A 24,474-nucleotide genomic window follows, 5' to 3' on the forward strand; every position below is an offset into this window, starting at 1 on the left:
ACTGTCTGGTCAGAGAACCGGCAAAAGCAGGGCGCATTCTGAGAAATACGGATAAATGGAGGAAAGACAATGAGTGAGACAATAAAGGAAGAGACAGCAGAGGCAGTACAGGCTGAGCCGCAGGGACTGACGCTGGAGAAATTCGAAGAAGCAACTGAGGTTGTCAGCAAGGTTATTTCCGAGACAAAACTGGTTTACAGTGAATATTTTTCGAATTTGACCGGCAATAAAGTATATTTAAAACCGGAAAATATGCAGTATACAGGTGCTTACAAGGTAAGAGGTGCATTTTATAAGATCAGCACCCTGAGTGATGAGGAGAAACAGCGCGGTCTGATCACCGCATCGGCTGGAAACCATGCACAGGGCGTTGCATACGCGGCAAAACTGGCTGGCTGCAAGGCAACGGTTGTTATGCCGACGACCACGCCGCTCATGAAGGTAAACCGTACCAGAAGCTATGGCGCAGAGGTGGTTCTTCACGGCGATGTATTCGATGAGGCGCTGGCATATGCAAATGAGCTGGCAGCGGAGCACGGATATACCTTTATCCATCCGTTCAACGATCTGGACGTAGCCACCGGTCAGGGAACCATCGCCATGGAGATCATCAAAGAGCTTCCGACCGTTGATTATATTCTGGTTCCGATTGGCGGCGGCGGACTCTGTACCGGTGTTGCAACGCTGGCGAAACTGCTGAATCCGAAGATCAAAGTGATCGGTGTAGAACCGGCAGGCGCAAACTGTATGCAGGAATCCCTGAAAGAAGGAAAAGTAGTGACTCTCCCGAGCGTCAACACAATCGCGGATGGTACTGCCGTTAAACGCCCGGGCGATCTGCTGTTCCCGTACATCCAGATCAATGTGGATGATATCATCACCATCGGGGATTCCGAGCTGATCGTGGCATTCCTTGATATGGTAGAAAACCACAAGATGATCGTTGAGAACTCCGGTCTTCTGACTGTGGCTGCTCTGAAACACCTGAATGTGAAGAAGAAAAAAGTCGTATCCATCCTGAGCGGCGGCAACATGGACGTGATCACAATGGCATCCATCGTACAGCATGGTCTGATCCAGAGAGACCGCGTATTTACCGTATCGGTACTGCTGCCGGATAAGCCAGGAGAGCTTGCAAAAGTTGCAAATCTGATGGCAGCGGAGCAGGGCAATGTCATCAAACTGGAGCACAACCAGTTTGTCAGCATCAACCGCAACGCAGCAGTGGAGCTGCGGATCACCGTTGAGGCGTTTGGTACGGATCACAAGAATAAGATAGTGGAAGCACTCAAGGAAGCAGGCTACCGTCCGAAGCTGGTAAAATCCAAAAATATCTATGATGTCTAAGATGGAAATGAAAAGCAGTGTGGATAGAGCAGACAGGGGAGAGTTGAAATGAAGCGGGAGAAATATGAGCCGGTGTTAAAAAATATTTCCTATTTTATAAAATGGGTGGAAGGCGCGATTGTGATTGGAATTGTGAGCGGCTGCATCGGCACGGCATTTGGAAAATGTGTCCTATGGGTGTCGGCATTCTTTCAAAGCCACCCGTGGATGGTCTTTCTGCTGCCGCTTACCGGTCTTCTGGTTCTGGGTGTTTACCATGTGCTGGGAGAGAGTAATAACCGGGGCACAAATATGGTGATCGAATCGATCTATTCGAACACAGAGATCAGTTTTGCGACTGCCCCGGCAGTCTTTGCAGGAACACTTCTGACGCACCTGGGCGGCGGTTCTGCCGGACGGGAGGGCGCGGCGCTGCAGATGGGAGGAAGCATCGGAACCCAGATCGGAAAATGGCTGAAATTTGATGAGAAAGATAAGAAAATTGCGGTCATGTGCGGCATGAGCGGTGTGTTTGCCGCCTTGTTTGGCACACCGATGGCGGCGGCGATCTTTTCGATGGAGGTTATCAGCATCGGCGTTATGTACTATGCAGCGCTGGTTCCATGTGTCTTTTCTGCCTTTACGGCGGCGGCGCTGGCGAGGTTCTGGGGACTGATGCCGGAGCAGTTTGCGATTGGTGCGGTTCCTGCGTGGAGTATTGAAACAGCGATCGTTGCTGTCGGTCTGGCGGCTGGCTGCGCGCTGGTGTCGGAGCTTTTCTGCATCACGCTTCACACAACGGAACATCTCTACAAAAAATATCTTCCATCGCCGGTCTGGCGGATTCTATCCGGCGCGGCGATTGTGATTGTTTTGACGCTTCTGACCGGTTCGACCCGCTACAACGGAAGCGGCGTCTCCCTGATTGAAAAATGTTTCGAGGGCGAGGGACTTCCATGGGATTTCCTGATGAAAATTCTCTTTACGACGGTTACGCTGGAGGCAGGCTTCAAGGGAGGCGAGATCGTGCCGACCCTGACGATCGGCGCGGCGTTTGGCAGTTTCTTTGCATTTCTCTTTGGACAGCCGGTCGGTCTTATGACCGCCTGCGGTATGCTGGGACTCTTTGTGGGAGTCACAAACTGCCCGATCTCAACGCTTCTGCTGGGCTTTGAGCTTTTTGGCTATGAAGCGATGCCGTTTTTCGTGCTGGTGATTGCAGTCAGCTTTAGTTTCTCTGGTTATTACAGCCTGTATGCGAGTCAGAAATTTATCTACTCGAAGACGAGGACGGAGTTTATTAACCGGAAGACGAATAAATAGGTGGAAAATGCTCACCATAATTTTGATTTTTTACTTTTGAATACCACAAAAAGGGTTCCAATTTATCTTTGGAACCCTAAAATGTCATGCTTTAAAGAAATTCATGAATCTACGTGCTCTATCATGATTTATTCATGAAAATCCTGCGGTTTCTCATCACGGAAATCGAGCAGGGCGCGCGGTGCAACCTGCAGAACACCTGCAATATCAAAGAGACTCTCTAAGGAAAGACTCGTTTTCATGTTCGGTGCCTCGATGTTGGATATATGAGTCCGGCTTAAATCGGTCGCCTCTGCTAAAGCCATCTGGCTCATGCCACGGAGTTTGCGGTAATAAGCGATGTTGAGACCTATCTGACGGTAATATTTTTCATAACGGTTTGTCTGCTGCTTGTTAATTTGTTTTTGATCGATTGCTGTCATATTTTTCAAGTGCCTCCCCGATCCGAAAGAATCATGCGTTATTGTTATTTCAGAGATAATAAATAATTACAACTGATATAACTATTGTAGCTGGAAATTGATTTTTATCAAACAATATAATGGTTCAAATTTGCAATGTTATAAAATGCATATCCAATAAAATAATGCACATACATGGATTGCACCTAGGAAGGCTGTTAAATAATGCACAGAAAAAGATTGCAGAGGATAAGTGCAGATAAATAATGAGAAACTGGGGGCAGAATGAGAGCGGCGGGAAAAGGTGAAATAGAAAAAAAGTAAAACGGGCGCTAAAATTTGAGAAAAAATGAAAAATAGGGCGAAGAATCCGTATACAGAAAGGCGTTTGGGGAAAATGATGAAAGGATGCACAGGATTTACGAAAATTCTATCGCACATTCGGATTTTTTGTGGTAGAATATCTTTGATAAGGTGACGCAGCTTTTTACGGTCATCACAGATAAAATGTACATCAGAACGTACATATAGACAGGGAGAACCGAATTATGGAATTAAAGCGGGTATTACTGAAGCTGAGCGGAGAAGCGCTGGCAGGCGACAAGAAAACCGGGTTTGATGAGGCGACGGTCAAGGAAGTAGCCAGACAGGTTAAGACGGCAGTCGATGACGGAATCGAAGTAGGTATCGTGATCGGCGGCGGAAACTTCTGGAGAGGCCGCCAGAGCAATGCAATCGATCGGACCAAGGCGGATCAGATCGGAATGCTGGCAACGGTCATGAACTGTATTTACGTGTCGGAGATCTTCCGGAGCGAGGGTATGATGACACAGATTCTGACACCATTTGAGTGCGGTTCCATGACGAAGCTGTTTTCAAAGGACAGAGCCAATAAATATTTCTCAAAGGGTATGGTCGTATTTTTTGCAGGCGGTACAGGCCATCCGTATTTCTCAACTGATACCGGCGTAGCGCTGCGTGCGATTGAGATGGATGCAGACTGCATTCTTCTGGCCAAGGCGATCGACGGCGTCTATGACAGCGATCCGAAGATCAACCCGGATGCAAAGAAGTATGATACGATCACGATTCAGGAGGTGATCGACAAGCAGCTGGCGGTCGTAGACCTCACAGCTTCCATCATGTGTATGGAAAATCACGTTCCGATGGCAGTATTCAGCCTGAATGAAAAAGACGGAATTGTAAATGCAATGCGCGGAAAAATTAACGGTACAGTGGTTACCGCATAACTAGGAGGATTTTATGCAGGAGAGATTAAAAGTTTACGAAGAGAAGATGAATAAGTCCTATGACGCACTGCTGAATGAGTATACATCCATTCGTGCTGGACGTGCGAACCCGCATGTACTGGACAAAATCAAAGTAGATTACTACGGCGCACCGACCCCGTTACAGCAGGTGGCAAATATCTCTGTACCGGAGCCGCGTATGATTCTGATCCAGCCGTGGGAGAAGAAGCTCATTAAGGACATCGAGAAAGCGATCCTGACTTCCGATCTGGGTATCAACCCGAACAACGATGGAAGTGCAGTCCGCCTGATTTTCCCGGAGCTTACTGAGGAACGCCGTAAAGATCTGGCAAAGGATGTTAAGAAAAAGGGCGAGGGCGCGAAGGTTGCAGTCCGCAATATCCGCCGTGATGCAAACGACCTGTTAAAGAAGCTGGAAAAAGGCGGCGAGATCACCGAGGACGAGCTGGCAGATGGCGAGGATCAGATCCAGAAGCTGACTGACAAGATGATCGCAAAGGTTGATAAAGCAGTAGAAGAAAAAACAGCCGAGATCATGACTGTATAAAAATACAATAGAGTTTAAATGTAAAAATCAGGCTGCCTCAAGCAGGGCTGGCCGGCATTGCAGATGCGGATGGCCGGCTGGTCCTGTTTTCTGGCTATTAAGGGAATATTATGGAGGAAAACTGGATGGAAAGGGATATCGAAAACCTGGTAATTCCGCAGCATGTCGCCCTCATTCTGGATGGCAACGGCAGATGGGCGAAGAAGAGAGGCCTTCCGAGAACCGCAGGTCATAAAGAGGGGTGTGTGACGGTTGAACAGACGGTTGAGGATGCAGCGAGACTGGGAATCCGTTATCTGACGGTATATGGTTTTTCAACGGAAAACTGGAAGCGTTCCGCTGAAGAAGTAGGGGCGCTGATGCAGCTCTTCCGTTTTTATCTGAAACGGCTTTTAAAGATTGCCAAGAAAAATAATGTAAGAGTCAAAATGATCGGCGACCGCACGCGCTTTGACAGCGATATCATCGAGGGCATCAACCGCCTGGAAGACGAGACGGCGGCAAACACGGGCATGACCTTTGTGATCGCAGTCAACTACGGCGGCAGAGATGAGATCACGCGCGCGGTGCGCCATATGATGATGGACTGTCAGGACGGAAAGCTGGTGCCGGAGAACGTGACAGAGCAGACCGTTGCGTCCTATTTAGATACGGCGGGCATCCCGGATCCGGATCTTCTGATCCGCACCAGCGGCGAGATCCGCCTGTCCAATTATCTGCTGTGGCAGCTTGCCTACAGTGAGATTTATATCACGGACTGCCTGTGGCCGGATTTCAACCGCGACGAGCTTATAAAGGCAATTGAGCAGTTCAATCAAAGAGACAGACGCTTTGGCGGAGTCAAGGCATAAGGAGGAGTTGCCATGTTCAGAACGAGGCTGATAAGCGGGATTGTGCTTGTAGCACTCGCGATTTTACTGGTTACAAAGGGCGGTGTCCTTCTGTACTGTGTGACCGCCGCAATCTCCCTGATCGGTATGTTTGAGCTTTACCGGGTTATGGGGATTGAGAAAAAAGCGCCGGGCATCGCCGGATATCTGGCGTGTCTGGGATATTATGGGCTGGTGTGGTTTGAAGGGCAGCATTATGTGACGCTGCTTGCGATTGCAGCCCTGATGGTGCTGATGAGCATTTACGTGTTCACGTTTCCGAAATATGGGACCGAGCAGATTACAGTAGCATTTTTCGGCATTTTTTATCTGGGAATTATGCTTTCCTACCTGTATCAGGTGCGGGCAATGGCGGACGGAAAATACCTTGTCTGGCTGATCTTTTTAAGCTCATGGGGCTGTGACACCTGCGCATACTGCGCGGGAATGCTCCTTGGAAAACACCGTCTGGCACCGGTTTTAAGCCCGAAAAAATCGATCGAGGGCGCCGTCGGCGGTGTGGTCGGATCGGCTCTGTTAGGCTGCATTTATGCGTATTTCTTCGGTGCGAAGATGGACGAGGTCAGCAATCCGATGGTGGCATGCGCGGTGGCGTGTGCGATTGCGGCGGTCATTTCCCAGATCGGGGATCTGGCGGCGTCGGCGATCAAGCGGAACCACAATGTCAAGGATTACGGAAACCTGATTCCGGGACACGGCGGCGTGCTGGATCGGTTCGACAGCATGATTTTTACGGCACCGGCGATTTATTTTGCACTGACGTTTTTACGATAAAACGGAAGCATGTATGAAAATACAGAAACAGGAGAATAAGAAATGAAAAAAATTGCGATACTTGGATCAACCGGATCGATCGGAACACAGACATTGGAAGTGGTCCGGGCGAATAAAGATATAGAAGTAACGGCTCTGGCGGCTGGAAGCAATATTGATCTTCTGGAGAAACAGATCCGGGAGTTTTCTCCGAAGATCGCGGCGGTCTGGAACGAGGAAAAAGCAAAAGAACTGAAAGACCGTGTGCGCGATCTGGATATCCGTGTCGAGAGCGGCATGGATGGACTTCTCGCAGTGGCAACGGAGCTGGGTGCGGAGATTGTGGTGACAGCGGTAGTCGGAATGATCGGTATCCGCCCGACGATCGCAGCGATGAATGCTGGAAAAGATATTGCACTTGCAAACAAAGAGACCCTGGTAACGGCCGGGCATATCATTATGTCGCTGGCAAAGGAGAAGCATGTCCGCATTCTGCCGGTGGACAGCGAGCACAGCGCGATTTTCCAGAGTTTGAACGGTGAGACGGGAAATAAGATCCACAAGATTCTCCTGACAGCGTCCGGCGGACCGTTCCGCGGATGGACGAGAGAGCAGATGAAGGGTGTGCAGGTCGAAGATGCACTGAAACATCCGAACTGGACGATGGGGCGCAAGATCACGATCGACAGTTCCACGATGGTAAACAAAGGTCTGGAAGTTATGGAGGCAAGATGGCTCTTTGGCGTGGAGATGGATCAGGTGCAGGTGGTTGTGCAGCCGCAGAGTGTGATTCATTCAATGGTAGAATACGAGGACGGCGCGGTGATAGCGCAGCTCGGCACGCCGGATATGAAGCTTCCGATCCAGTATGCGCTGTATTATCCGGAGCGCCGCTTCCTGGCGGGCGACCGGCTGGATTTTGCAAAGCTGGCACAGATTACCTTTGAAGCGCCGGATTTTGAGAATTTCCACGGACTTTCCCTGGCATACAAAGCCGGACGGCGCGGCGGCACGCTTCCGACCGTGTTCAATGCGGCAAATGAGCGGGCAGTCCAGAAATTCCTCGATCGCGAGATCGGATATCTGACCATCACTGATATGATTGAGGCGGCGATGGAACACCATACCGTGAAAGAGAATCCGACGGTCGAAGAGATTCTGGCAGCAGAACAGGAAACCTATGATTTTATAGAGAGCAGGTGGTAGATTGGTAAGTTTGCTGGCGGCACTGATTGTATTCAGCCTGATCGTGCTGTTTCACGAATTTGGACATTTTTTATTGGCAAAACGGGGCGGAATCTGCGTCGTTGAGTTTTCGCTCGGCATGGGTCCTAGACTTTTCAGTTTTGTGAAAGGCGGGACGCGGTACTCGCTGAAGCTGTTTCCGTTTGGCGGTTCTTGTATGATGCTGGGGGAAGATGAAGGGTATGATGCGCCGGGTGAGACGGAAAAAGGGAGTTCCTGCGATCAGAACCAGAGTCTGACAGATGGAAAAACGGATCGGCTCCTGCTGCCTCCGGGCGCAACGGGGATTTATTTTAATGCGGTTTCTGCCTGGACACGTTTTAAAGTCGTGGTGGCAGGACCTGTATTCAACTTCATTCTGGCGTGGTTTTGCGCCTTTTTCGTGATCAGCTGTGTGGGATTTGATCCGGCGTCGGTTGTCAGTGTTGAGGACGGCTATCCGGCACAGGAGGCGGGGCTGCAGGCGGGCGATACGATCGAGCGCTTAAATGGCACGCGCACCTATCTGTACCGCGATGTGCAGACGTATCTGCAGTTTCATCCGGGAAAGAGTGTCACGGTGGAGTATGTGCGGGATGGGAAATCCTACACGACGCAGATGGTTCCGCGCTATTCCGAGGAGGCGGGACGCTATCTTATTGGAATCAGTGGCGGCGTTTACCGGAAACCGGCGTCCGTGATTCAGACGGCGCAGTATAGCTTCTATGAAGTGCGCTATTGGATCCGTGTGACGTTCAGCAGCCTTGGCATGATTCTGAAGCGGCAGGTCAGCTCGAACGATATCGCGGGTCCGGTGCGGATTGTGTCGATGATCGGCACGACGGTCAAGGAGAGCCAGAGCTACGGACTTATGATTGTGCTTGTCAATCTGGCCAATATGTGTATTCTACTCAGCGCCAATCTGGGTGTCATGAACCTGCTTCCGGTTCCGGCGCTGGACGGCGGACGGCTCGTCTTTATCATTCTGGAGATGCTGCGCGGCAAGCCGGTTGATCCGGAAAAAGAGGGCATGGTTCATATGGCGGGCATGGCGGCATTGATGACGCTGATGCTGTTTGTGTTGTTTAATGATATTAGAAATTTATTGTAATAATTCATGTAACTGTTCAGTAGGTCTGCGCATTTACTGCGCTGACCGTACGAAAACATGGGTCAGCAGGCAAAAATCCCATTGCCGTAGGCAATTTTTGATGGATTTTTGCGCGTGACTGTGAAGGTACTGAACAGTTACTAATTCATTTAATTCAAAGGCATGAAAGATTCGCTCGAAAAAGACCGGAAATTTCATGTCGGAGAAGAAAGGTTTGGGAGGAACGATATGGGATACCGGGACGAGACGAAAGTGGTGCAGATTGGAAAACGTCAGATCGGCGGCGGCAATCCGATTCTGATCCAGTCGATGTGTAATACGAAAACAGAGGATGTGAAGGCGACCGTCGAGCAGATTCTGGCGCTGGAGCACGCGGGCTGCGATATTATCCGTGTGGCAGTGCCGACAATGGAGGCGGCTGCTGCCCTGACGGAGATTAAACGCCAGATACATATTCCATTGGTGGCGGATATTCATTTTGACTATCGTCTCGCGATCGCGGCGATCGAGTGCGGCGCGGACAAAATCCGTATCAATCCGGGAAATATCGGTTCCAGAGAGCGGATCCAGGCGGTGGTTGACAAGGCAAAAGAGTATGGCGTGCCGATTCGTGTCGGCGTCAACAGCGGTTCTTTGGAAAAGCCATTGGTAGAGAAATATGGCGGCGTGACAGCGGAAGGACTCGTTGAGAGTGCGCTGGATAAGGTTGCCTGATTGAGCAGATGGGTTATGACAATCTGGTTATCAGCATCAAATCTTCGGATGTTATGATGTGTGTAAAAGCACATGAACTAATTGCAAAAAAGACTCATTATCCGCTGCATGTCGGTATCACAGAGGCGGGAACTGTGATTGCGGGCAATATCAAGTCAGCGGTCGGTCTGGGACTGATTTTGAGTCAGGGAATCGGTGATACGATCCGCGTGTCCCTGACAGGCAGCCCGCTGGAGGAGATCAAGTCGGCAAAGCTGATTTTGAAGACGCTGGGCCTTCGTCGGGGAGGCGTGGAAGTTGTTTCATGTCCGACCTGCGGACGCACGCAGATCGACCTCATCGGTCTGGCAAACCAGGTGGAGACGCTGGTACAGGGATATCCGCTGGATATCAAGGTTGCCGTCATGGGCTGCGTGGTCAACGGACCGGGCGAGGCGAAGGAAGCCGATCTCGGTGTAGCCGGCGGTATCGGCGAAGGACTTCTGATACGCAAGGGCGAGATTGTGAAAAAACTGCCGGAGAGTGAACTTTTACCGGCGCTCAAAGCGGAGCTTGACCGGATGGTGGAAGAGAAAAAAGCAAAGGAATGATAGAATGAAAACATTTCTGGAGGTATTTCCAGATTTACATATTGCGGAAAATGTGCGGGGACTGCTTGAAATGGTCGGGATCGAGAAGATCTCGACGAACCGTGACCGGAGCGTGATCCGCGTATACATCGACAGCCCGCGCCTGATGCACAAGCAGAGTATCTACGATCTGGAAAAAGGCATCAAGGAGCAGTTGTTTCCGGGCAAACGGGTGACGATCAAGATTTTGGAGAAATACCATCTGTCCAGCCAGTACACGCCGGAAAAACTCATGAATGTATACCGGGACAGCATTTTGATGGAGCTGAAAAATTACAGTATCCTTCTTTATAATATGTTCCGTAAGGCGGAGATGAATTTTGAAGAAGAAGGATACCTGAAGCTGTCGCTGGAGGACACGATGATCGTGCGCGATAAGGCACCGGAGCTGGTGCGGATTCTGGAGAAAATCTTCACCGAGCGCTGCAATGTGCCGGTGGTTGTGAAGACTTCCTACCGTCCGGTTGAGAAGAAGAATACTGAGCCGGAGATCATCTACATGAAGCCGCAGGCGGCAGGCGGAAGCGGCGCGGCTGCCGGAGCAGCAGGTGCCAATGAGGCGTATATGGAACCATCGGGGGCAGAACCTGCCTCTGGCGGTGTCGATCTGCCATTTGACGAGGGAAAGACTGTTTTAAAACCGGTTGGTAAGCTGAAAGCCGGGGGGAATCCGGCAGGAGGCAGAAACCAGGCAGGCAGCGCAAATGCTGGATCTGGCAAGGGCGGCGAGTACCGCCGTTCGGGCTATATGAAGAAATCCGACAATCCGGATGTGCTGTTTGGGCGCGATTTCGATGAGGAGGCGAGCCCGATCGAGGAGTTGGAAGGCGAGGTTGGGCAGGTTGTCATCCGCGGAAAGATCCTGACCTGCGAGCTAAGGGAGCTTCGCAGCGGCAACACACTGTTTATGTTTTCGGTAACGGATTTTACAGATACAATCGGCGTCAAGATCTTTGCACGGGAGGATACGCTGGATGATTTGAAGACGGCGACCAAGGCGGGACAGTTTGTCCGCATCAAGGGTGTTGCCAACATTGATAAATTTGACGGCGAGCTGACGATCGGTTCGGTTTCCGGCATCAAGAAATGCGAAGATTTCACCAGCAAGCGGATGGACAACAGTCCGCTCAAGCGCGTGGAGCTTCACTGTCACACAAAGATGAGCGATATGGACGGTGTTTCCGAGGTCAAGGATATCATCAAACGTGCCAAACAGTGGGGCATGGACGCCATCGCTGTCACCGACCACGGCTGTGTGCAGGCGTTTCCGGATGCGAACCATGCGGTCGATAAGGGCGAAAACTTCAAGATCCTCTATGGTGTTGAGGGCTATCTCGTCGATGATATGAAGGAGCTGGCGGAGAATGAGAAAGGACAGACGTTAGACCACACCTGCGTTGTATTCGATATCGAGACGACCGGTTTCAGCCCGATCAAGAACCGCATCATCGAGATCGGCGCGGTGCGTGTGACGGATGGAAAGATTGTGGACAAATTCAGCACATTTGTCAACCCAGAAGTGCCAATCCCCTATGACATTGAACAGCTGACAAGCATCAACGACGGCATGGTAATCAGCGCGCCGACGATCGAAGAGGTTCTGCCGGAGTTTCTGGCATTCTGCGAGGGTGCGGTCATGGTCGCGCACAACGCGTCGTTTGATATCAGTTTCATCAAAGAAAATGCGAGACGGCAGGGACTCACATTCCAGCCGACCGTTCTCGATACGGTTTCGCTGGCGCGTGTCCTGCTGCCGAACCTGAACCGCTTCAAGCTTGACACGGTAGCGAAAGAGCTTAAAATTTCCCTTGAAAACCATCACCGGGCGGTCGATGATGCGGGGGCGACGGCAGAGATTTTTGTCAAGTTCATCGAGATGTTAAAGGCTCGTGATATCGAAAACCTGACGCAGCTCAACGAACTCAGCAAAATGACACCGGAAATGATCCGGAAGATGCCGACCTACCATATTATTATTCTGGCGAAGAATGATGTCGGGCGAATCAACCTGTACCGGTTGATTTCCCAGTCGAACCTGACATATTTTGCAAAACGTCCGCGGATTCCGAAGAGTCTGCTGGCGAGCCACCGCGAGGGGCTGATTCTTGGGTCGGCGTGCGAGGCGGGAGAGCTGTTTCAGGCGATCCTGCGCGGGATTCCGGAGGAAGAACTGGGAAAAATTGCAAATTTCTACGATTATCTGGAAGTGCAGCCGCTTGGAAACAACGCATTTATGCTGCGGGATGAGAAAAGTTCGGTCAACACCTGGGAGGATCTGCAGGATCTGAACCGCAAAGTGATTGAACTTGGCGAACAGTGGAACAAGCCGGTCTGCGCGACCTGCGATGTCCATTTCCTCGACCCGGAGGATGAGGTCTACCGCCGTATCATCATGGCGAGCAAGGGCTTTAAGGATGCAGACGATCAGGCACCGCTGTATTTGCGGACTACCGAGGAAATGCTGAGGGAATTTGAATATTTAGGCAGCGATAAGGCGGAGGAGATCGTTATCACAAACACGCGCAAGATCGCGGCGATGTGTGAGCGCATTTCCCCGGTACGCCCGGACAAGTGTCCGCCGGTTATTCCGAATTCGGATGATACGCTGCGTACCATCTGCTACAACCGTGCACATGATATGTACGGCGATAAGCTGCCGAAGATGGTAGTCGATCGGTTGGAGCGGGAACTTCACTCGATCATTTCCAATGGATTTGCCGTTATGTATATCATCGCGCAGAAACTGGTTTGGAAGTCGAATGAGGATGGATATCTGGTTGGTTCGCGAGGATCTGTTGGTTCCTCACTGGCGGCGACGATGTCTGGTATCACGGAGGTAAATCCGCTGAGTCCGCACTACTATTGTCCGAGTTGCCATTATTACGATTTTGATTCAGAAGATGTAAAAAAGTTTTCGGGTATGGCGGGCTGTGATATGCCGGATAAGATATGTCCAAAGTGCGGCAAACCGCTGAAAAAAGACGGGTTCGACATTCCGTTTGAGACGTTCCTGGGATTCAAGGGCGATAAGGAGCCGGATATCGACTTAAACTTTTCCGGTGAATATCAGAGCCGGGCGCACAGCTACACGGAGGTCATCTTTGGAAAAGGACAAACCTTCCGTGCGGGGACGATCGGTACGCTGGCAGATAAGACAGCGTATGGTTTTGTGGCGCATTATTATGAGGATAAAGGAATTCGTAAGCGCCGGTGCGAGATTGAGCGCATCGTGTCCGGCTGCGTCGGTGTGCGGCGTACCACTGGACAGCATCCGGGCGGTATCATCGTATTGCCCCTCGGAGAGGAGATTGACACGTTTACGCCGGTGCAGCACCCGGCGGACGATATGACGACGCGTACCGTTACGACGCATTTCGATTACCACTCCATCGACCACAACTTGTTAAAACTCGATATTCTCGGACACGATGATCCGACCATGATTCGTATGCTGCAGGATTTGACGGGACTCGATCCGGTTAAGGATATTCCACTGGATTCGAAGGAGGTCATGAGTCTCTTCCAGAACACGGAAGCGCTCGGTGTCACGCCGGAGGATCTCGGCGGCTGTAAGCTTGGGGCGCTTGGCATTCCGGAGTTTGGTACAGACTTCGCGATGCAGATGTTGATCGACGCCAAACCGAAATATTTTTCGGATTTGGTGCGGATTTCCGGTCTGTCCCACGGTACGGATGTATGGTTAGGCAATGCGAAAGACCTTATCCTGAGCGGACAGGCGACGATTCAGACGGCGATCTGTTGTCGAGACGATATTATGATTTATCTGATTCAGAAAGGACTTGAAGAGGGACTCTCCTTCACTATCATGGAGTCTGTCCGAAAAGGAAAAGGACTGAAACCGGAGTGGATCGAGGAGATGAAAGCTCACGATGTGCCGCAGTGGTATATCGATTCCTGCCTGAAAATCAAGTATATGTTCCCGAAGGCGCACGCGGCGGCTTACGTTATGATGGCGTGGCGTGTGGCGTACTGTAAGGTATTTTACCCGCTGGCATACTATGCGGCATATTTCAGCATCCGGGCGAGTGGATTTACCTACAAGCTGATGTGCCAGGGGCGCGATAAGCTGGAGTACCATCTGGCGGAGTACAAGAGCCGGTCGGATTCTCTTTCCAAGAAAGAGCAGGACACGCTGCGCGATATGCGTATCGTACAGGAAATGTATGCGCGCGGATTTGAATTCATGCCCATCGATATTTACCGGGCAAAAGCCCGCAATTTCCAGATCATAGACGGAAAGCTGATGCCGTCGTTAAGCAGTATCGACGGACTCGGCGAGAAAGCGGCAGACGCGATTGTTTTTGCGGCGGAGGATGGAAAGTTCTTGTCGAAAGAGGACTTTATCAACCGTACCAAGGTTACGAAAACGGTGTGCGATCTGATGGCAGAGCTGGGAATTCTGACGGGGTTGCCGGAGAGCAATCAGCTTTCGCTGTTTGATATGGTGATGTAAAAGAGCTGTACTAAAAAATAGGCTCAATTACTATATAATTATTTAAAAATAAACATATGAAGGAGAAGAAAAATGAAACGTTCAATGGAAACAACGTGCATCCAGGGCGGATGGCAGCCGAAAAATGGCGAGCCGAGAATTCTGCCGATCTACCAGAGCACGACCTTTAAGTATTCAACCAGTGAGCAGATGGGAAGACTCTTCGATCTGGAGGAAAACGGATATTTTTATACCCGTCTGGCAAACCCGACCAATGATGCAGTCGCAGATAAGATCCGTGAGCTGGAGGGCGGCGCGGCAGCAATGCTGACATCCTCCGGACAGGCGGCAAACTTTTATGCGGTATTTAATATCTGCGGCGCGGGCGATCATCTGGTCTGCTCGGCAACCGTATACGGCGGCACATCAAACCTGTTTGTCGTTACGATGAAAAAAATGGGCGTCGATGTTACGTTAGTTGACCCGGATGCGCCGGAAGAGGAGATCGAGAAGGCGATCCGCCCGAACACAAAGTGTATCTTCGGTGAGTCGATTGCAAACCCGGCTCTGGTAGTGCTGGATCTGGAAAAATTTGCCCGGATTGCACACAGAAATGGTATTCCATTTATTGTAGATAATACGTTTGCAACTCCGATCAACTGCCGTCCGTTCGAGTGGGGCGCAGATATTGTAACGCATTCTACTACAAAATATATGGATGGACATGCGATGACCGTCGGCGGCTGCATCGTGGACAGTGGCAACTTTGACTGGGAGGCACATGCAGATAAATTCCCGGGTCTGACGACGCCGGATGAGTCTTACCACGGCATTATTTACACGAAGAAATTCGGTAAGGCGGCTTATATCACCAAGGCAACCGCACAGGTAATGCGTGATCTCGGTTCCATCCCGTCCCCGCAGAATTCCTTCTTATTGAATATCGGTCTGGAGACACTGCATCTGCGTGTGCCGCGCCACTGTGAGAATGCACAGAAGGTCGCCGAGTATTTACAGAGCCGTGAAGATGTGGCCTGGGTGAATTATCCGGGACTTGAAAATGATAAATACCATGCACTGGCGCAGAAATATATGCCGAACGGTACATGCGGCGTTATTTCTTTCGGCTTAAAGGGCGGTCGTCAGGCAGCTGGCGAGTTCATGGATAAGCTGAAACTGGCAGCCATCGTAACCCATGTTGCCGATGCGAGAACCTGCGTGCTGCATCCGGCAAGTCATACTCACCGTCAGCTCTCCGACGAGCAGCTCAAGGAGGCGGGCGTTGATCCGAGCCTGATCCGTTTGAGTGTCGGAATTGAGAATGCGGATGATATCATCGAGGATATCCGTCAGGCACTGGAGGACTAAAATTCCAGGAAATGGCGCTATATAAGCCTTATGCGGAATATCAGTGAGATGTTTCAATGCGGTTGTTAAAATGAGCGCTTGCAATGACAGGTCAGTCGGGATGACACATAAATCTGTGTCAGTCTCTGGCTGACCTCTTGTTTTATTTGCAAAAATCTGTCATACTATGAGAGATGGCACTGTAGTTTTAAATGATATGACAGATGCCCGATGAACGAGATAGAGAAATGGACTGGTAGAAAATGGAAAAAATACTTAAAAAATTGAAAAAACTGCTGCGTCTGATTTTCGGGCGTACCACGCTGGGAACGCTGTTTCTGCTGATACAGATTCTTGTGCTCTTTGCCGGGTTTGACTGGTTTAGAGAGTACCTGATTTATATGTATGGCGGATCTGCGATACTCAGTGCCCTGATATTGATCTATATTATCAGCGATGAAGGAAACAGCACGATCAAGCTGTCCTGGGTTGTGCCGATTCTGGTATTTCCAGTGTTTGGAACGCTGTTTTATCTGTTTTTGACGCTGCAGCCTGGCACGCACCGTATTAACCGGCGGATCGAGGAAGTTGGGACAAAACTGCGTCCGTACCTTTTACAGGATCCGGAGGTGCTGGCACACTATGAGAGCATCAGCGCCAGCGGCGGCAATCTCGTCCGCTATATGAACCAGTACGGACGTTTCCCGGCGTATGAAAATACGGGGGCACGTTATTTCCCGCTGGGAGATGATATGTTTCCAGTATTATTGGAAGAACTCAAAAAAGCGGAACATTTTATATTTATGGAATATTTTATCGTAGAACACGGAGTGATGTGGGATGCGATTTTACAGGTGTTAGAGACGAAGGCCGCCGAGGGCGTGGAAGTCCGATTTATGTATGACGGCATGGGAAATCTCTTCACGCTGCCGCACGGCTATGAGAAGGCGATGCAGGAGAAGGGGATTCAGTGCAAGATTTTTGCGCCGGTGCGTCCGGCTCTCTCGAGTTATCAGAATAACCGCGATCACCGGAAGATCTGCGTGATTGATGGTCATACTGCGTTTACCGGAGGCGTGAACCTGGCGGATGAGTATATCAACCAGCGGGTGCGCTTTGGACACTGGAAGGACACGGCAGTCCTGATCAAAGGAAAAGCCGTGGATAGTTTTACGATGATGTTTCTGCAGCTCTGGGATGTGACGGAGCGGGATGGCGAGGAGTACCGCCGATTTTTATGTCCGCCGGAATTTCATATGCCGGCGGGGATGGCATACGGCGGCTTTGTGATGCCGTATGCGGACAGCCCGCTCGACGGGGAAAATGTCGGCGAGTCGGTGTACCTCGATATTTTAGGGCGTTCACGCCGGTATGTGCACATCACGACCCCGTATCTGATTCTCGATGATACGACGCTGGCGGCGCTCAAGTTTGCAGCAAAGCGCGGCGTGGAGGTCATTATTATCATGCCGCATATACCGGATAAGTTATATGCGTACCTGCTGGCTCGCAGCTATTATGCAGAGCTTCTGCGGGCTGGTGTCCAGATCTATGAATACACGCCGGGCTTTATCCATGCGAAGATGTTTACGAGCGACGATGAGAAGGCGGTGGTCGGAACGATCAACCTTGATTTCAGAAGCCTGTATCTGCATTTTGAGTGTGCGTCCTATTTCTTCCGCAATGCGGTTGTGATGGATGTGGAAGAAGATTTCCAGAAAACACTTGCAAAGAGCGAGCGGATCACTCTGGAAAACTGCCGGAAGTATCCGTTTATCCGGCGGTTTGCGGGGAAGGCGCTGCGGATTCTGGCGCCGCTTATGTAGAACTTCAAAACGAGAGATATGGCATATTTATGTTTTCTTGAATGAAAAACAAGGATAAATAAGCAAAAAATGTGAGAGCAAATGACGAACAGGGAGAGATAAACGTATGGAATGGCACGATGGAAGACACCGCTGCTGCTGGGCGAATCCAAAGAATGAATTGTATATCCGTTATCACGACGAGGAGTGGGGAAAGCTGGTTCGGGATGATGCGAAGCTCTTTGAGATGCTGATCCTTGAATGCTTTCAGGCAGGGCTTTCGTGGGAGTGCATTCTCAATAAGCGGGAGGCATTCCGCGCCGCGTTCGATGAATTTGACCTGGACAAGGTGTGCGGTTACGACGAGGCGAAGGAGGAAGCACTCCGGACCGCCCCGGGAATTGTACATAACCGGCTGAAAATTCATGCCGCTGTCACGAATGCACGGATATTCCGGGAAATTCAGAATGAATATGGGAGTTTTGACGCGTATCTGACTCACTGGACGGGAGAAGCGGTGATTCATGAGACAGGCAAGGTCAGCTCGCCGCTCTCAGATGCAGTGTCGGCAGATCTCAAAAAGCGTGGGATGAAGTTTGCCGGGACGGTGATTATTTATTCGTATCTGCAGGCGGTCGGGCGGATTGAGTCGCATGAGGATGGATGCTTTCTGGGATATGAGATGTAAAATAACAAGATGGCAGGTGCAGGGAAAAGGGCGTGCCAGGGTTTTTGTTTCATAGGAAATTACGTCCTATGAAACAAAAAACGCTCCGCGAGGATGCGCACTCGCGCGAAGCAGAAACATGTCGCAAGCGACCGCGCTTGGCGCGAGAATGTGCCAAGGCACATTCTTTTTCACGGGAGGACGGAGCGATGGATTCCGAGAATGCGAATAAGAGTAAGAAGAAAAAGACTTCAAACATAATACAGATCTGCATCGGCGTGCTGGCGGTTATGCTGGCGGCACTGATTATCGTGATGATGGGAATTGTCTCCAGTATTCAGGGAACGGCGCGTGTGGTCAATTATGCGGGACTGGTGCGCGGAAAAACACAGCGTATCATTAAATTGGAAATTTCCGGTCAGCCGGAAGATGGTATGATTCAGGATATTGAGGCCCTTGTCGACGGTCTGCGGAATGGCAATGGAGAACTGGGGCTGGTGCGCCTCGATGACGGGGCGTTTCAGAGTAAGATGCAGGAGCTGGATGATTACTTTGCCGCGCTTCACGATGAAATCCTGCGTGTCCGAGAAGTCGGCTATGAGAATACAGAGATCATTGATAAGAGCGAGCGGTTCTTTGAAATCTGTGATGAGGCGACGGGACTGGCGGAGGCGTATTCCCAGCGGAAGGCATCCTCGCTGACGGTAATTGAAAAATATATCACGATTGATATTATTGTTCTGATGCTTCTGATTGGATATGAATTTATCAAGGCGGTGCGCTATGCGGCGATGAACCGTGTGCTGCAGAAAAAGGTTTATCTGGACAAGGCGACCGGACTTCCAAATAAGAATAAATGTGAAGAATTGCTGGATGATCCGGAACCGGCGGAAGAGGATGTGGGAGTATGCAGTTTTGACCTGAATAATCTCCGCCGAATCAACAACAGCATGGGGCATGAGGCGGGGGATGCCTACATCAGGCGGTTCGCCGTCTGTCTGCGCGCGTCCATGCCTGCGGAACAGTTCGTAGGGCGGGACGGCGGCGATGAATTTATTGCCGTTACGCATGGTCTGGATGAGGATGCTATGCGGGAATGCCTCGCCCATGTGCGGGAGGCGATGACAGAGGAGTCAAGGGGATATCCGGATACGCCGCTCAGCTATGCGGTCGGGTATGCACTTGCCAGTGATTTTCCGGGCAGTACGATGCGGGAGCTTTTCAATTTTGCCGATAAAAATATGTATATCAACAAAAACCATGTAAAGCGTGAGGAAGCGGCAGCGGAAAAACGGCTGGATTTCCACCTGCTCAAGCTTTTAAACCGGTTCGGGAGAAACTTTTCGGATTGTCTCTACTGCGACGCACACATGGATACCTACCGGGCACTCCGTGCCAGTGCTGATTTCTTTCTGGCGTCGGACGGAAGCTATTCCGGTGCGGCGGAGCAGATAGCAGCGGAACGGGTGGCTCGTGCTGACCGCGCCAACATCCGCCAGAGCCTGCAGGTTTCAGAGCTTTCCGGGAAGCTGCAGGCGGAGGGAGATCTACTCGAATTGCAGTATGACACGAACGGTCAGGGACTCTACAGCCGCCTGACGCTGATCCCGGTAGATTGGGATGAGGAAGGAAAGCTGCATCATTTCCTGCTGGCATTTGAGACGATCCGGAAAAGTTCAGAAGGGCGGGCAGATGCGAAGGAACAGCTGACGCTTTATTACGAACAGCTCAAACAGTCGATTCTGGAAAATGACAGCTATGTGGATGCACTCCTGGATCTGTCGGATATGATATATACAGTTAATTTGACAAAGGATATTCTGGAGAAGAGTGTTGTCTTGAATGGAAAAGACGAGGAATGCCGGGAGCTATTTATGGACTATCCGCTGCCGTGTTCTTACCGTGATTATTGCAGTGAATATATGAAGATGGTCACCCAGGAGACCTTGGGAAGCTATCGTCTGGCAGATGATCCGGCTAAGCTGTTGAAGCGGTTTGAGGCAGGGGAGAAACATATTTCCGTGGAATACTGTATCCAGGAGGAAGATGGCACGATCTGCTGGGTACAGAAAACAGTTCTGATGACGCAGACGATCGTGTTTGATACGGAGCTTTCTTGTGAGATGCCGGTGGTTCATGCGATCATTCTTCTTCAGGATACGTCGCAGATGCACGCGCGGGATGAACAGGAGCACGCGCGCCTGCAGGCGGCATTTGATGAAATGCGGACGGCAAACCGGGCGAAAACAGATTTCTTAAGCCGCATGAGTCACGATATCCGGACACCGCTCAATGGCATTATCGGGCTTTTAAAAATCGATGAGGCACATTTGATGATAAGGAGATGGTGATGGAAAATCACCGGAAAATGCAGGTGGCGGCGGGGCATCTGCTGTCCCTTATCAATGATGTGCTGCAGATGAGCAAGCTGGAAGAGGGAAAGATCATTCTGGCACATGATTATATTTCATTGGCAGAGATGACGCGCGATATCGTGAGCATCATCATCGAGCGCGCGGTAGATGCGGGCATTCAATGGGAGTATGATAAAAGAAAAGCGGAGATTCCGTATCCGTATATTTATGGCAGCCAGCTCCATCTGCGCCAGATTTTCCTGAATATTTATGGAAACTGCATCAAATACAATCGTCCGGGCGGAAAAATCAGTACCAGGGTGGAGGCGCAGGATGTACGGGACGGCTGGTGCGTCTATAGGTGGACGATCTCGGACACGGGAGTTGGCATGAGCCAGGAATTTCTGGATCACATCTTTGACCCGTTTGCACAGGAGAAAAATGATGCGCGTAGTGTTTACCAGGGAACTGGGCTTGGCATGACGATCGTCAAAGGGCTGATTGAACAGATGCACGGAAACATCGAGGTGACGAGTGAGGTCGGCATTGGAACGACGTTTGTGGTGGAAATTCCATTTGAGATTGCACCGCCGCCGGAGGAGTTCCCGGTTAAGGAAGCAGCGCCGTCAGGAGATATTCACGGTTTGAAGCTGCTTTTGGCGGAGGACAATGAGTTGAATGCAGAGATCGCGGAAACACTTCTGACCGATGCGGGTGCCCATGTCACGATTGTGAAGAACGGGAAGAAAGCAGTAGACTGCTTTGAGGCGGCACCTCCGGGGACGTTCGATGCGATTCTCATGGATGTGATGATGCCAGTGATGGATGGTCTGGCTGCGACACGCGCGATCCGGGCGATTCCGCGGGCGGATGCAAGGCAGATTCCGATTCTTGCCATGACGGCAAATGCCTTTGAAGAGGATGCCAGGCAGTGCTTGGCAGCTGGGATGAATGTGCATCTGGCAAAACCACTGCAGATGGATAAGGTGCTGGCGGCGCTCATGGAGTGCTGCGGCAAAAAGAGGGATCTATAAAGTTTGGAAAGGGCGAAAAGGAACGCAGGCGGTACAGGTATGAAAGCAATTTCTATTTACACGATTACCCGAAATCAGAATACGGAATACCTTCAAAAGCTGGAACGACAGCTTTCGGGGCGGGATGTGTTTCTGAAAATACGGGAATGGGAGCTGGACAGCATGAAAGCGCTTGTTTCGGAGTTGGAGAGACATATGCAGGCGGTGTACGCACTGCGTTTTTTTCTATTCGTTTCAGATTCCGAGACTGGGGAAAGAGTTTGATCTGCTTCAGATCAAGGAAGAACAAATTTTAAACCTTGAATTAAAGAGCGGACAGGTGTCGGATGAGGCGATCCGCAAGCAGCTCATACAAAACCGGTATTATCTGGCGGCGCTGGGAAAGCCGATTCGTTCGTACACTTATATTAGCAGCCAAAACCGCCTGGTGCGTCTGACGAATCATGACCGCATTGTGGAGGCGGACTGGGAACAGCTCTGCCGGGATTTGCAACAGGAGAGTGCTGATTATCCAGGCGATATCGAAGACTTGTTTCAGGCGGAGCTGTACCTGATTTCGCCGCTCACAGAGCCGGGACGGTTCTTAAAGAAAGAATATTTCCTGACATACCAGCAGAGGGATATTGAACGCCAGATTTTAAAGAAAATCCGGGCAGACCGGACGGGATATTTCTGGTTTACCGGGCTTCCGGGGACGGGAAAAACGCTGCTTTTATATGATATTGCGATGAAACTCTCCGGGCGGCAGCGGGTGTGCATGATCCACTGCGGTGAAGCGGGAAAAGAGTGGAAGGTGCTGCATGAGCGGCTGCGGCGGGTGGAGTACCTGGCGGAGGATAGTGTTCAAACGGGAGCGGAAATCAGGATTGAAGCATACAGCGCGATCTTAGTAGATGAGGCACACCTTCTGTCGCCCAATACATTGGAAATTTTGCTGGAGATCGGCAAAACGCGTCCGGTTATTTTTTCCAGTAACTGTGAGGATATGATTTCGCCGGAAGAATTGGATCTGGGTGCAATAAAGCTCTTGGGGGAGCAGCCGGGAATCCAGACATTCCACCTGACGAATCGGATCCGTGCGAATGCAGAACTTTCCTATTTTATACAAAATATGATGCACCTGCCGCACGGACGCGGAATGCGGCGCTATCCCCATGTCGCGGTGGTTTATGCCAATGATGAGTCAGAAGCAGCTAATTTGCTGAATGATTACATCCACCAGGGATATGAGTGCCAGGAATCCGATTGGCAGGAAAAACTGGAAAAGCAATCCGATTCTGCCGTAGAAATACAATCTCGCCATACGCGAGAAGTCGATCGCATGGTGCATCGGCTGGATGGGCGCTATTATTATGATGAAATGGGATATCTGCGCTCGACAGAGCGCGATGTGAGACATCTTTTTTATCAGCTCAGCGAGGCAAAAGAAGAACTGGCGCTGGTGGTGATGGGAAATGAGAAGCTATATGGAGCGCTGCTGAACTTGTTTTAAGGTGTTTTGAAGGAAAGGTTTTATATAAAATGTTGGAATGTGCTCAAAAAGCATATTTCCAACATTTTTTGTCGTTCATTATGCTAAGGACAAGAAAAAAGCCTCAGGCAGACACCTGAGGCCAGTTAAACTCGATTTAGGCTCTTTCAACTAAACCGGATCTTAAGCAAGAAGTACATACATACATCTTCTGAGCTCCGCCATTAGTTTTAACCTTAACAGACTTAACGTTAGCTTTCCACATTTTGTTAGATCTTCTATGTGAATGACTCACTGCATTACCAAAATGAGCAGCTTTCTCGCAGATTGCACACTTAGCCATCGTAGCACCTCCTTAACCGATCATTGGACTTCCTATTAAAATCCATAACAAAGGTATAATAGCAGAAAATAGGAAAATATGCAAGTGAAAAACCAAAAAAAATAAAAAAAATTTTCGACAGATGTCTATTTTCTATTTCCTTTTTAGAGAGGATGAGGTATAATATTCACGTAAGCCATGAGTCATGCGGATAAAAAGGAGAGGAAATCCGCGTTGTGCTCGCACAAAAGCAGATTTCCTCTCCTTTTTATCCATAGGGCGAAGCCCGTGAGCGAGATGAAGCGAAGCGGAATCGAGCTGCATGACAGGGTAGAGAGACGCATAAATCTTATCCCACGCGCCGACACAGGAGCCGTCTCGGCTCCGCATGTCCAGCCCGTAAAAAATCATGGCATAAAATTCGAATCAAACAAAAACAAGTAAAGAAACGGAGGCTGTCAATATGAAAGGACGCATCGACAATAAAATGGGTTCGATCCAGATCGATCCGGAAGTAATTGCAATGTACGCCGGAACGACAGCAGTAGAATGCTTCGGTATCGTTGGCATGGCGGCTGTCAGTATGAAAGATGGTCTGGTAAGACTGCTTAAAAAAGAAAGCCTGACACACGGCATCAACGTAGCCATCAAGGACAATGCACTCAGCATCGATTTCCACGTAATCGTGGCATACGGAGTCAGCATCTCTACCGTTGCGGACAACCTGATCGAGAGTGTAAAATATAAAGTAGAAGAGTTTACTGGCATGAAGGTTGAGAAAATCAGCATTTATGTTGAAGGCGTAAGAGTGATAGATTAAGGAGGAACAAAC

At 50.3% G+C, this 24,474-nt stretch carries 19 protein-coding genes and 1 pseudogene; 18 read left to right on the plus strand and 2 right to left on the minus strand.

What is annotated here, in order from left to right:
• The first annotated feature begins 69 nt into the window (after positions 1–69).
• The gene (ilvA, locus tag DW085_RS03195; protein ID WP_118293662.1) at positions 70–1,347 is read left to right on the plus strand and encodes a threonine ammonia-lyase; all 1,278 of its coding nucleotides are present in this window, start codon (positions 70–72) and stop codon (positions 1,345–1,347) included.
• A gap of 48 nt (positions 1,348–1,395) precedes the next feature.
• The gene (locus DW085_RS03200; RefSeq protein ID WP_118467603.1) at positions 1,396–2,649 is read left to right on the plus strand and encodes a chloride channel protein; all 1,254 of its coding nucleotides are present in this window, start codon (positions 1,396–1,398) and stop codon (positions 2,647–2,649) included.
• Positions 2,650–2,777: 128 nt separating this feature from the next.
• Here DW085_RS03200 and DW085_RS03205 read toward each other — a convergent pair whose 3' ends face one another.
• Positions 2,778–3,071: a helix-turn-helix transcriptional regulator gene (locus DW085_RS03205; RefSeq protein ID WP_022360458.1), complete on the minus strand. Its 294-nt coding sequence runs from the start codon at positions 3,069–3,071 to the stop codon at positions 2,778–2,780.
• Positions 3,072–3,598: 527 nt separating this feature from the next.
• Here DW085_RS03205 and pyrH point away from each other — a divergent pair.
• From pyrH to DW085_RS03270, 15 genes and pseudogenes are all read left to right on the plus strand, one after another.
• A complete protein-coding gene (gene pyrH, locus DW085_RS03210) occupies positions 3,599–4,300 on the plus strand; it encodes a UMP kinase (protein WP_106999774.1) in 702 nt (233 codons plus the stop codon).
• Positions 4,301–4,313: 13 nt separating this feature from the next.
• On the plus strand, positions 4,314–4,868 hold the full coding sequence (frr, locus tag DW085_RS03215; protein WP_022360460.1) for a ribosome recycling factor: 555 nt from the start codon (positions 4,314–4,316) through the stop codon (positions 4,866–4,868).
• Between the two features lie 125 nt (positions 4,869–4,993).
• A complete protein-coding gene (locus DW085_RS03220; RefSeq protein WP_118491332.1) occupies positions 4,994–5,719 on the plus strand; it encodes an isoprenyl transferase in 726 nt (241 codons plus the stop codon).
• Between the two features lie 12 nt (positions 5,720–5,731).
• A complete protein-coding gene (locus DW085_RS03225; protein ID WP_106999776.1) occupies positions 5,732–6,532 on the plus strand; it encodes a phosphatidate cytidylyltransferase in 801 nt (266 codons plus the stop codon).
• Between the two features lie 42 nt (positions 6,533–6,574).
• Positions 6,575–7,717, plus strand: a complete 1,143-nt coding sequence (locus tag DW085_RS03230; RefSeq protein ID WP_022360463.1) for a 1-deoxy-D-xylulose-5-phosphate reductoisomerase — start codon at positions 6,575–6,577, stop codon at positions 7,715–7,717.
• A 1-nt stretch (position 7,718) separates the two neighbouring features.
• Positions 7,719–8,846: an RIP metalloprotease RseP gene (rseP, locus tag DW085_RS03235; RefSeq protein ID WP_118491334.1), complete on the plus strand. Its 1,128-nt coding sequence runs from the start codon at positions 7,719–7,721 to the stop codon at positions 8,844–8,846.
• A 228-nt stretch (positions 8,847–9,074) separates the two neighbouring features.
• Positions 9,075–10,150: pseudogene (ispG, locus tag DW085_RS03240) on the plus strand (flavodoxin-dependent (E)-4-hydroxy-3-methylbut-2-enyl-diphosphate synthase).
• Between the two features lie 4 nt (positions 10,151–10,154).
• The gene (locus DW085_RS03245; protein ID WP_118491336.1) at positions 10,155–14,663 is read left to right on the plus strand and encodes a PolC-type DNA polymerase III; all 4,509 of its coding nucleotides are present in this window, start codon (positions 10,155–10,157) and stop codon (positions 14,661–14,663) included.
• A 72-nt stretch (positions 14,664–14,735) separates the two neighbouring features.
• Positions 14,736–16,010 (plus strand): aminotransferase class I/II-fold pyridoxal phosphate-dependent enzyme, encoded by a 1,275-nt coding sequence (locus tag DW085_RS03250; RefSeq protein ID WP_106999780.1) that lies wholly within the window; start codon positions 14,736–14,738, stop codon positions 16,008–16,010.
• Between the two features lie 242 nt (positions 16,011–16,252).
• Entirely contained in the window at positions 16,253–17,815 is a 1,563-nt protein-coding gene (gene cls, locus DW085_RS03255) for a cardiolipin synthase (protein WP_118491338.1), read from the plus strand.
• Positions 17,816–17,921: 106 nt separating this feature from the next.
• Complete coding sequence (locus DW085_RS03260; RefSeq protein WP_118491340.1) at positions 17,922–18,482, plus strand: DNA-3-methyladenine glycosylase I; 561 nt, start codon at positions 17,922–17,924, stop codon at positions 18,480–18,482.
• A gap of 188 nt (positions 18,483–18,670) precedes the next feature.
• Positions 18,671–20,812, plus strand: a complete 2,142-nt coding sequence (locus DW085_RS03265) for a diguanylate cyclase (RefSeq protein WP_347474961.1) — start codon at positions 18,671–18,673, stop codon at positions 20,810–20,812.
• The gene (locus tag DW085_RS20350) at positions 20,812–21,849 is read left to right on the plus strand and encodes an ATP-binding protein (protein ID WP_347474962.1); all 1,038 of its coding nucleotides are present in this window, start codon (positions 20,812–20,814) and stop codon (positions 21,847–21,849) included. Before DW085_RS03265 ends, DW085_RS20350 begins: the two co-directional genes overlap by 1 nt.
• A 39-nt stretch (positions 21,850–21,888) precedes the next feature.
• Positions 21,889–22,113, plus strand: a complete 225-nt coding sequence (locus tag DW085_RS19540; RefSeq protein WP_243033909.1) for a hypothetical protein — start codon at positions 21,889–21,891, stop codon at positions 22,111–22,113.
• 55 nt (positions 22,114–22,168) lie between these two features.
• Entirely contained in the window at positions 22,169–23,341 is a 1,173-nt protein-coding gene (locus DW085_RS03270; protein ID WP_243033910.1) for an AAA family ATPase, read from the plus strand.
• Between the two features lie 136 nt (positions 23,342–23,477).
• Here DW085_RS03270 and rpmB read toward each other — a convergent pair whose 3' ends face one another.
• Positions 23,478–23,663, minus strand: coding sequence for a 50S ribosomal protein L28 (rpmB, locus tag DW085_RS03275; RefSeq protein ID WP_003504147.1), 186 nt, complete (start codon positions 23,661–23,663; stop codon positions 23,478–23,480).
• Between the two features lie 442 nt (positions 23,664–24,105).
• Between rpmB and DW085_RS03285 the strand changes: the two genes are divergently transcribed.
• A complete protein-coding gene (locus DW085_RS03285; protein WP_106999821.1) occupies positions 24,106–24,462 on the plus strand; it encodes an Asp23/Gls24 family envelope stress response protein in 357 nt (118 codons plus the stop codon).
• The last annotated feature ends 12 nt before the right edge of the window (positions 24,463–24,474 follow it).

The sequence above is a fragment of the Clostridium sp. AF50-3 genome (assembly GCF_003477445.1).
Taxonomy (GTDB): domain Bacteria; phylum Bacillota; class Clostridia; order Lachnospirales; family Lachnospiraceae; genus Otoolea; species Otoolea fessa.

Coding starts and splice junctions, on each gene's coding strand:
- ilvA (WP_118293662.1), top strand. CDS start 70: ATGAGTGAGACAATAAAGGAAGAGACAGCAGAGGCAGTACAGGCTGAG.
- DW085_RS03200 (WP_118467603.1), top strand. CDS start 1,396: ATGAAGCGGGAGAAATATGAGCCGGTGTTAAAAAATATTTCCTATTTT.
- DW085_RS03205 (WP_022360458.1), bottom strand. CDS start 3,071: ATGACAGCAATCGATCAAAAACAAATTAACAAGCAGCAGACAAACCGT.
- pyrH (WP_106999774.1), top strand. CDS start 3,599: ATGGAATTAAAGCGGGTATTACTGAAGCTGAGCGGAGAAGCGCTGGCA.
- frr (WP_022360460.1), top strand. CDS start 4,314: ATGCAGGAGAGATTAAAAGTTTACGAAGAGAAGATGAATAAGTCCTAT.
- DW085_RS03220 (WP_118491332.1), top strand. CDS start 4,994: ATGGAAAGGGATATCGAAAACCTGGTAATTCCGCAGCATGTCGCCCTC.
- DW085_RS03225 (WP_106999776.1), top strand. CDS start 5,732: ATGTTCAGAACGAGGCTGATAAGCGGGATTGTGCTTGTAGCACTCGCG.
- DW085_RS03230 (WP_022360463.1), top strand. CDS start 6,575: ATGAAAAAAATTGCGATACTTGGATCAACCGGATCGATCGGAACACAG.
- DW085_RS03245 (WP_118491336.1), top strand. CDS start 10,155: ATGAAAACATTTCTGGAGGTATTTCCAGATTTACATATTGCGGAAAAT.
- DW085_RS03250 (WP_106999780.1), top strand. CDS start 14,736: ATGAAACGTTCAATGGAAACAACGTGCATCCAGGGCGGATGGCAGCCG.
- cls (WP_118491338.1), top strand. CDS start 16,253: ATGGAAAAAATACTTAAAAAATTGAAAAAACTGCTGCGTCTGATTTTC.
- DW085_RS03260 (WP_118491340.1), top strand. CDS start 17,922: ATGGAATGGCACGATGGAAGACACCGCTGCTGCTGGGCGAATCCAAAG.
- DW085_RS03265 (WP_347474961.1), top strand. CDS start 18,671: ATGGATTCCGAGAATGCGAATAAGAGTAAGAAGAAAAAGACTTCAAAC.
- DW085_RS20350 (WP_347474962.1), top strand. CDS start 20,812: ATGGAAAATCACCGGAAAATGCAGGTGGCGGCGGGGCATCTGCTGTCC.
- DW085_RS19540 (WP_243033909.1), top strand. CDS start 21,889: ATGAAAGCAATTTCTATTTACACGATTACCCGAAATCAGAATACGGAA.
- rpmB (WP_003504147.1), bottom strand. CDS start 23,663: ATGGCTAAGTGTGCAATCTGCGAGAAAGCTGCTCATTTTGGTAATGCA.
- DW085_RS03285 (WP_106999821.1), top strand. CDS start 24,106: ATGAAAGGACGCATCGACAATAAAATGGGTTCGATCCAGATCGATCCG.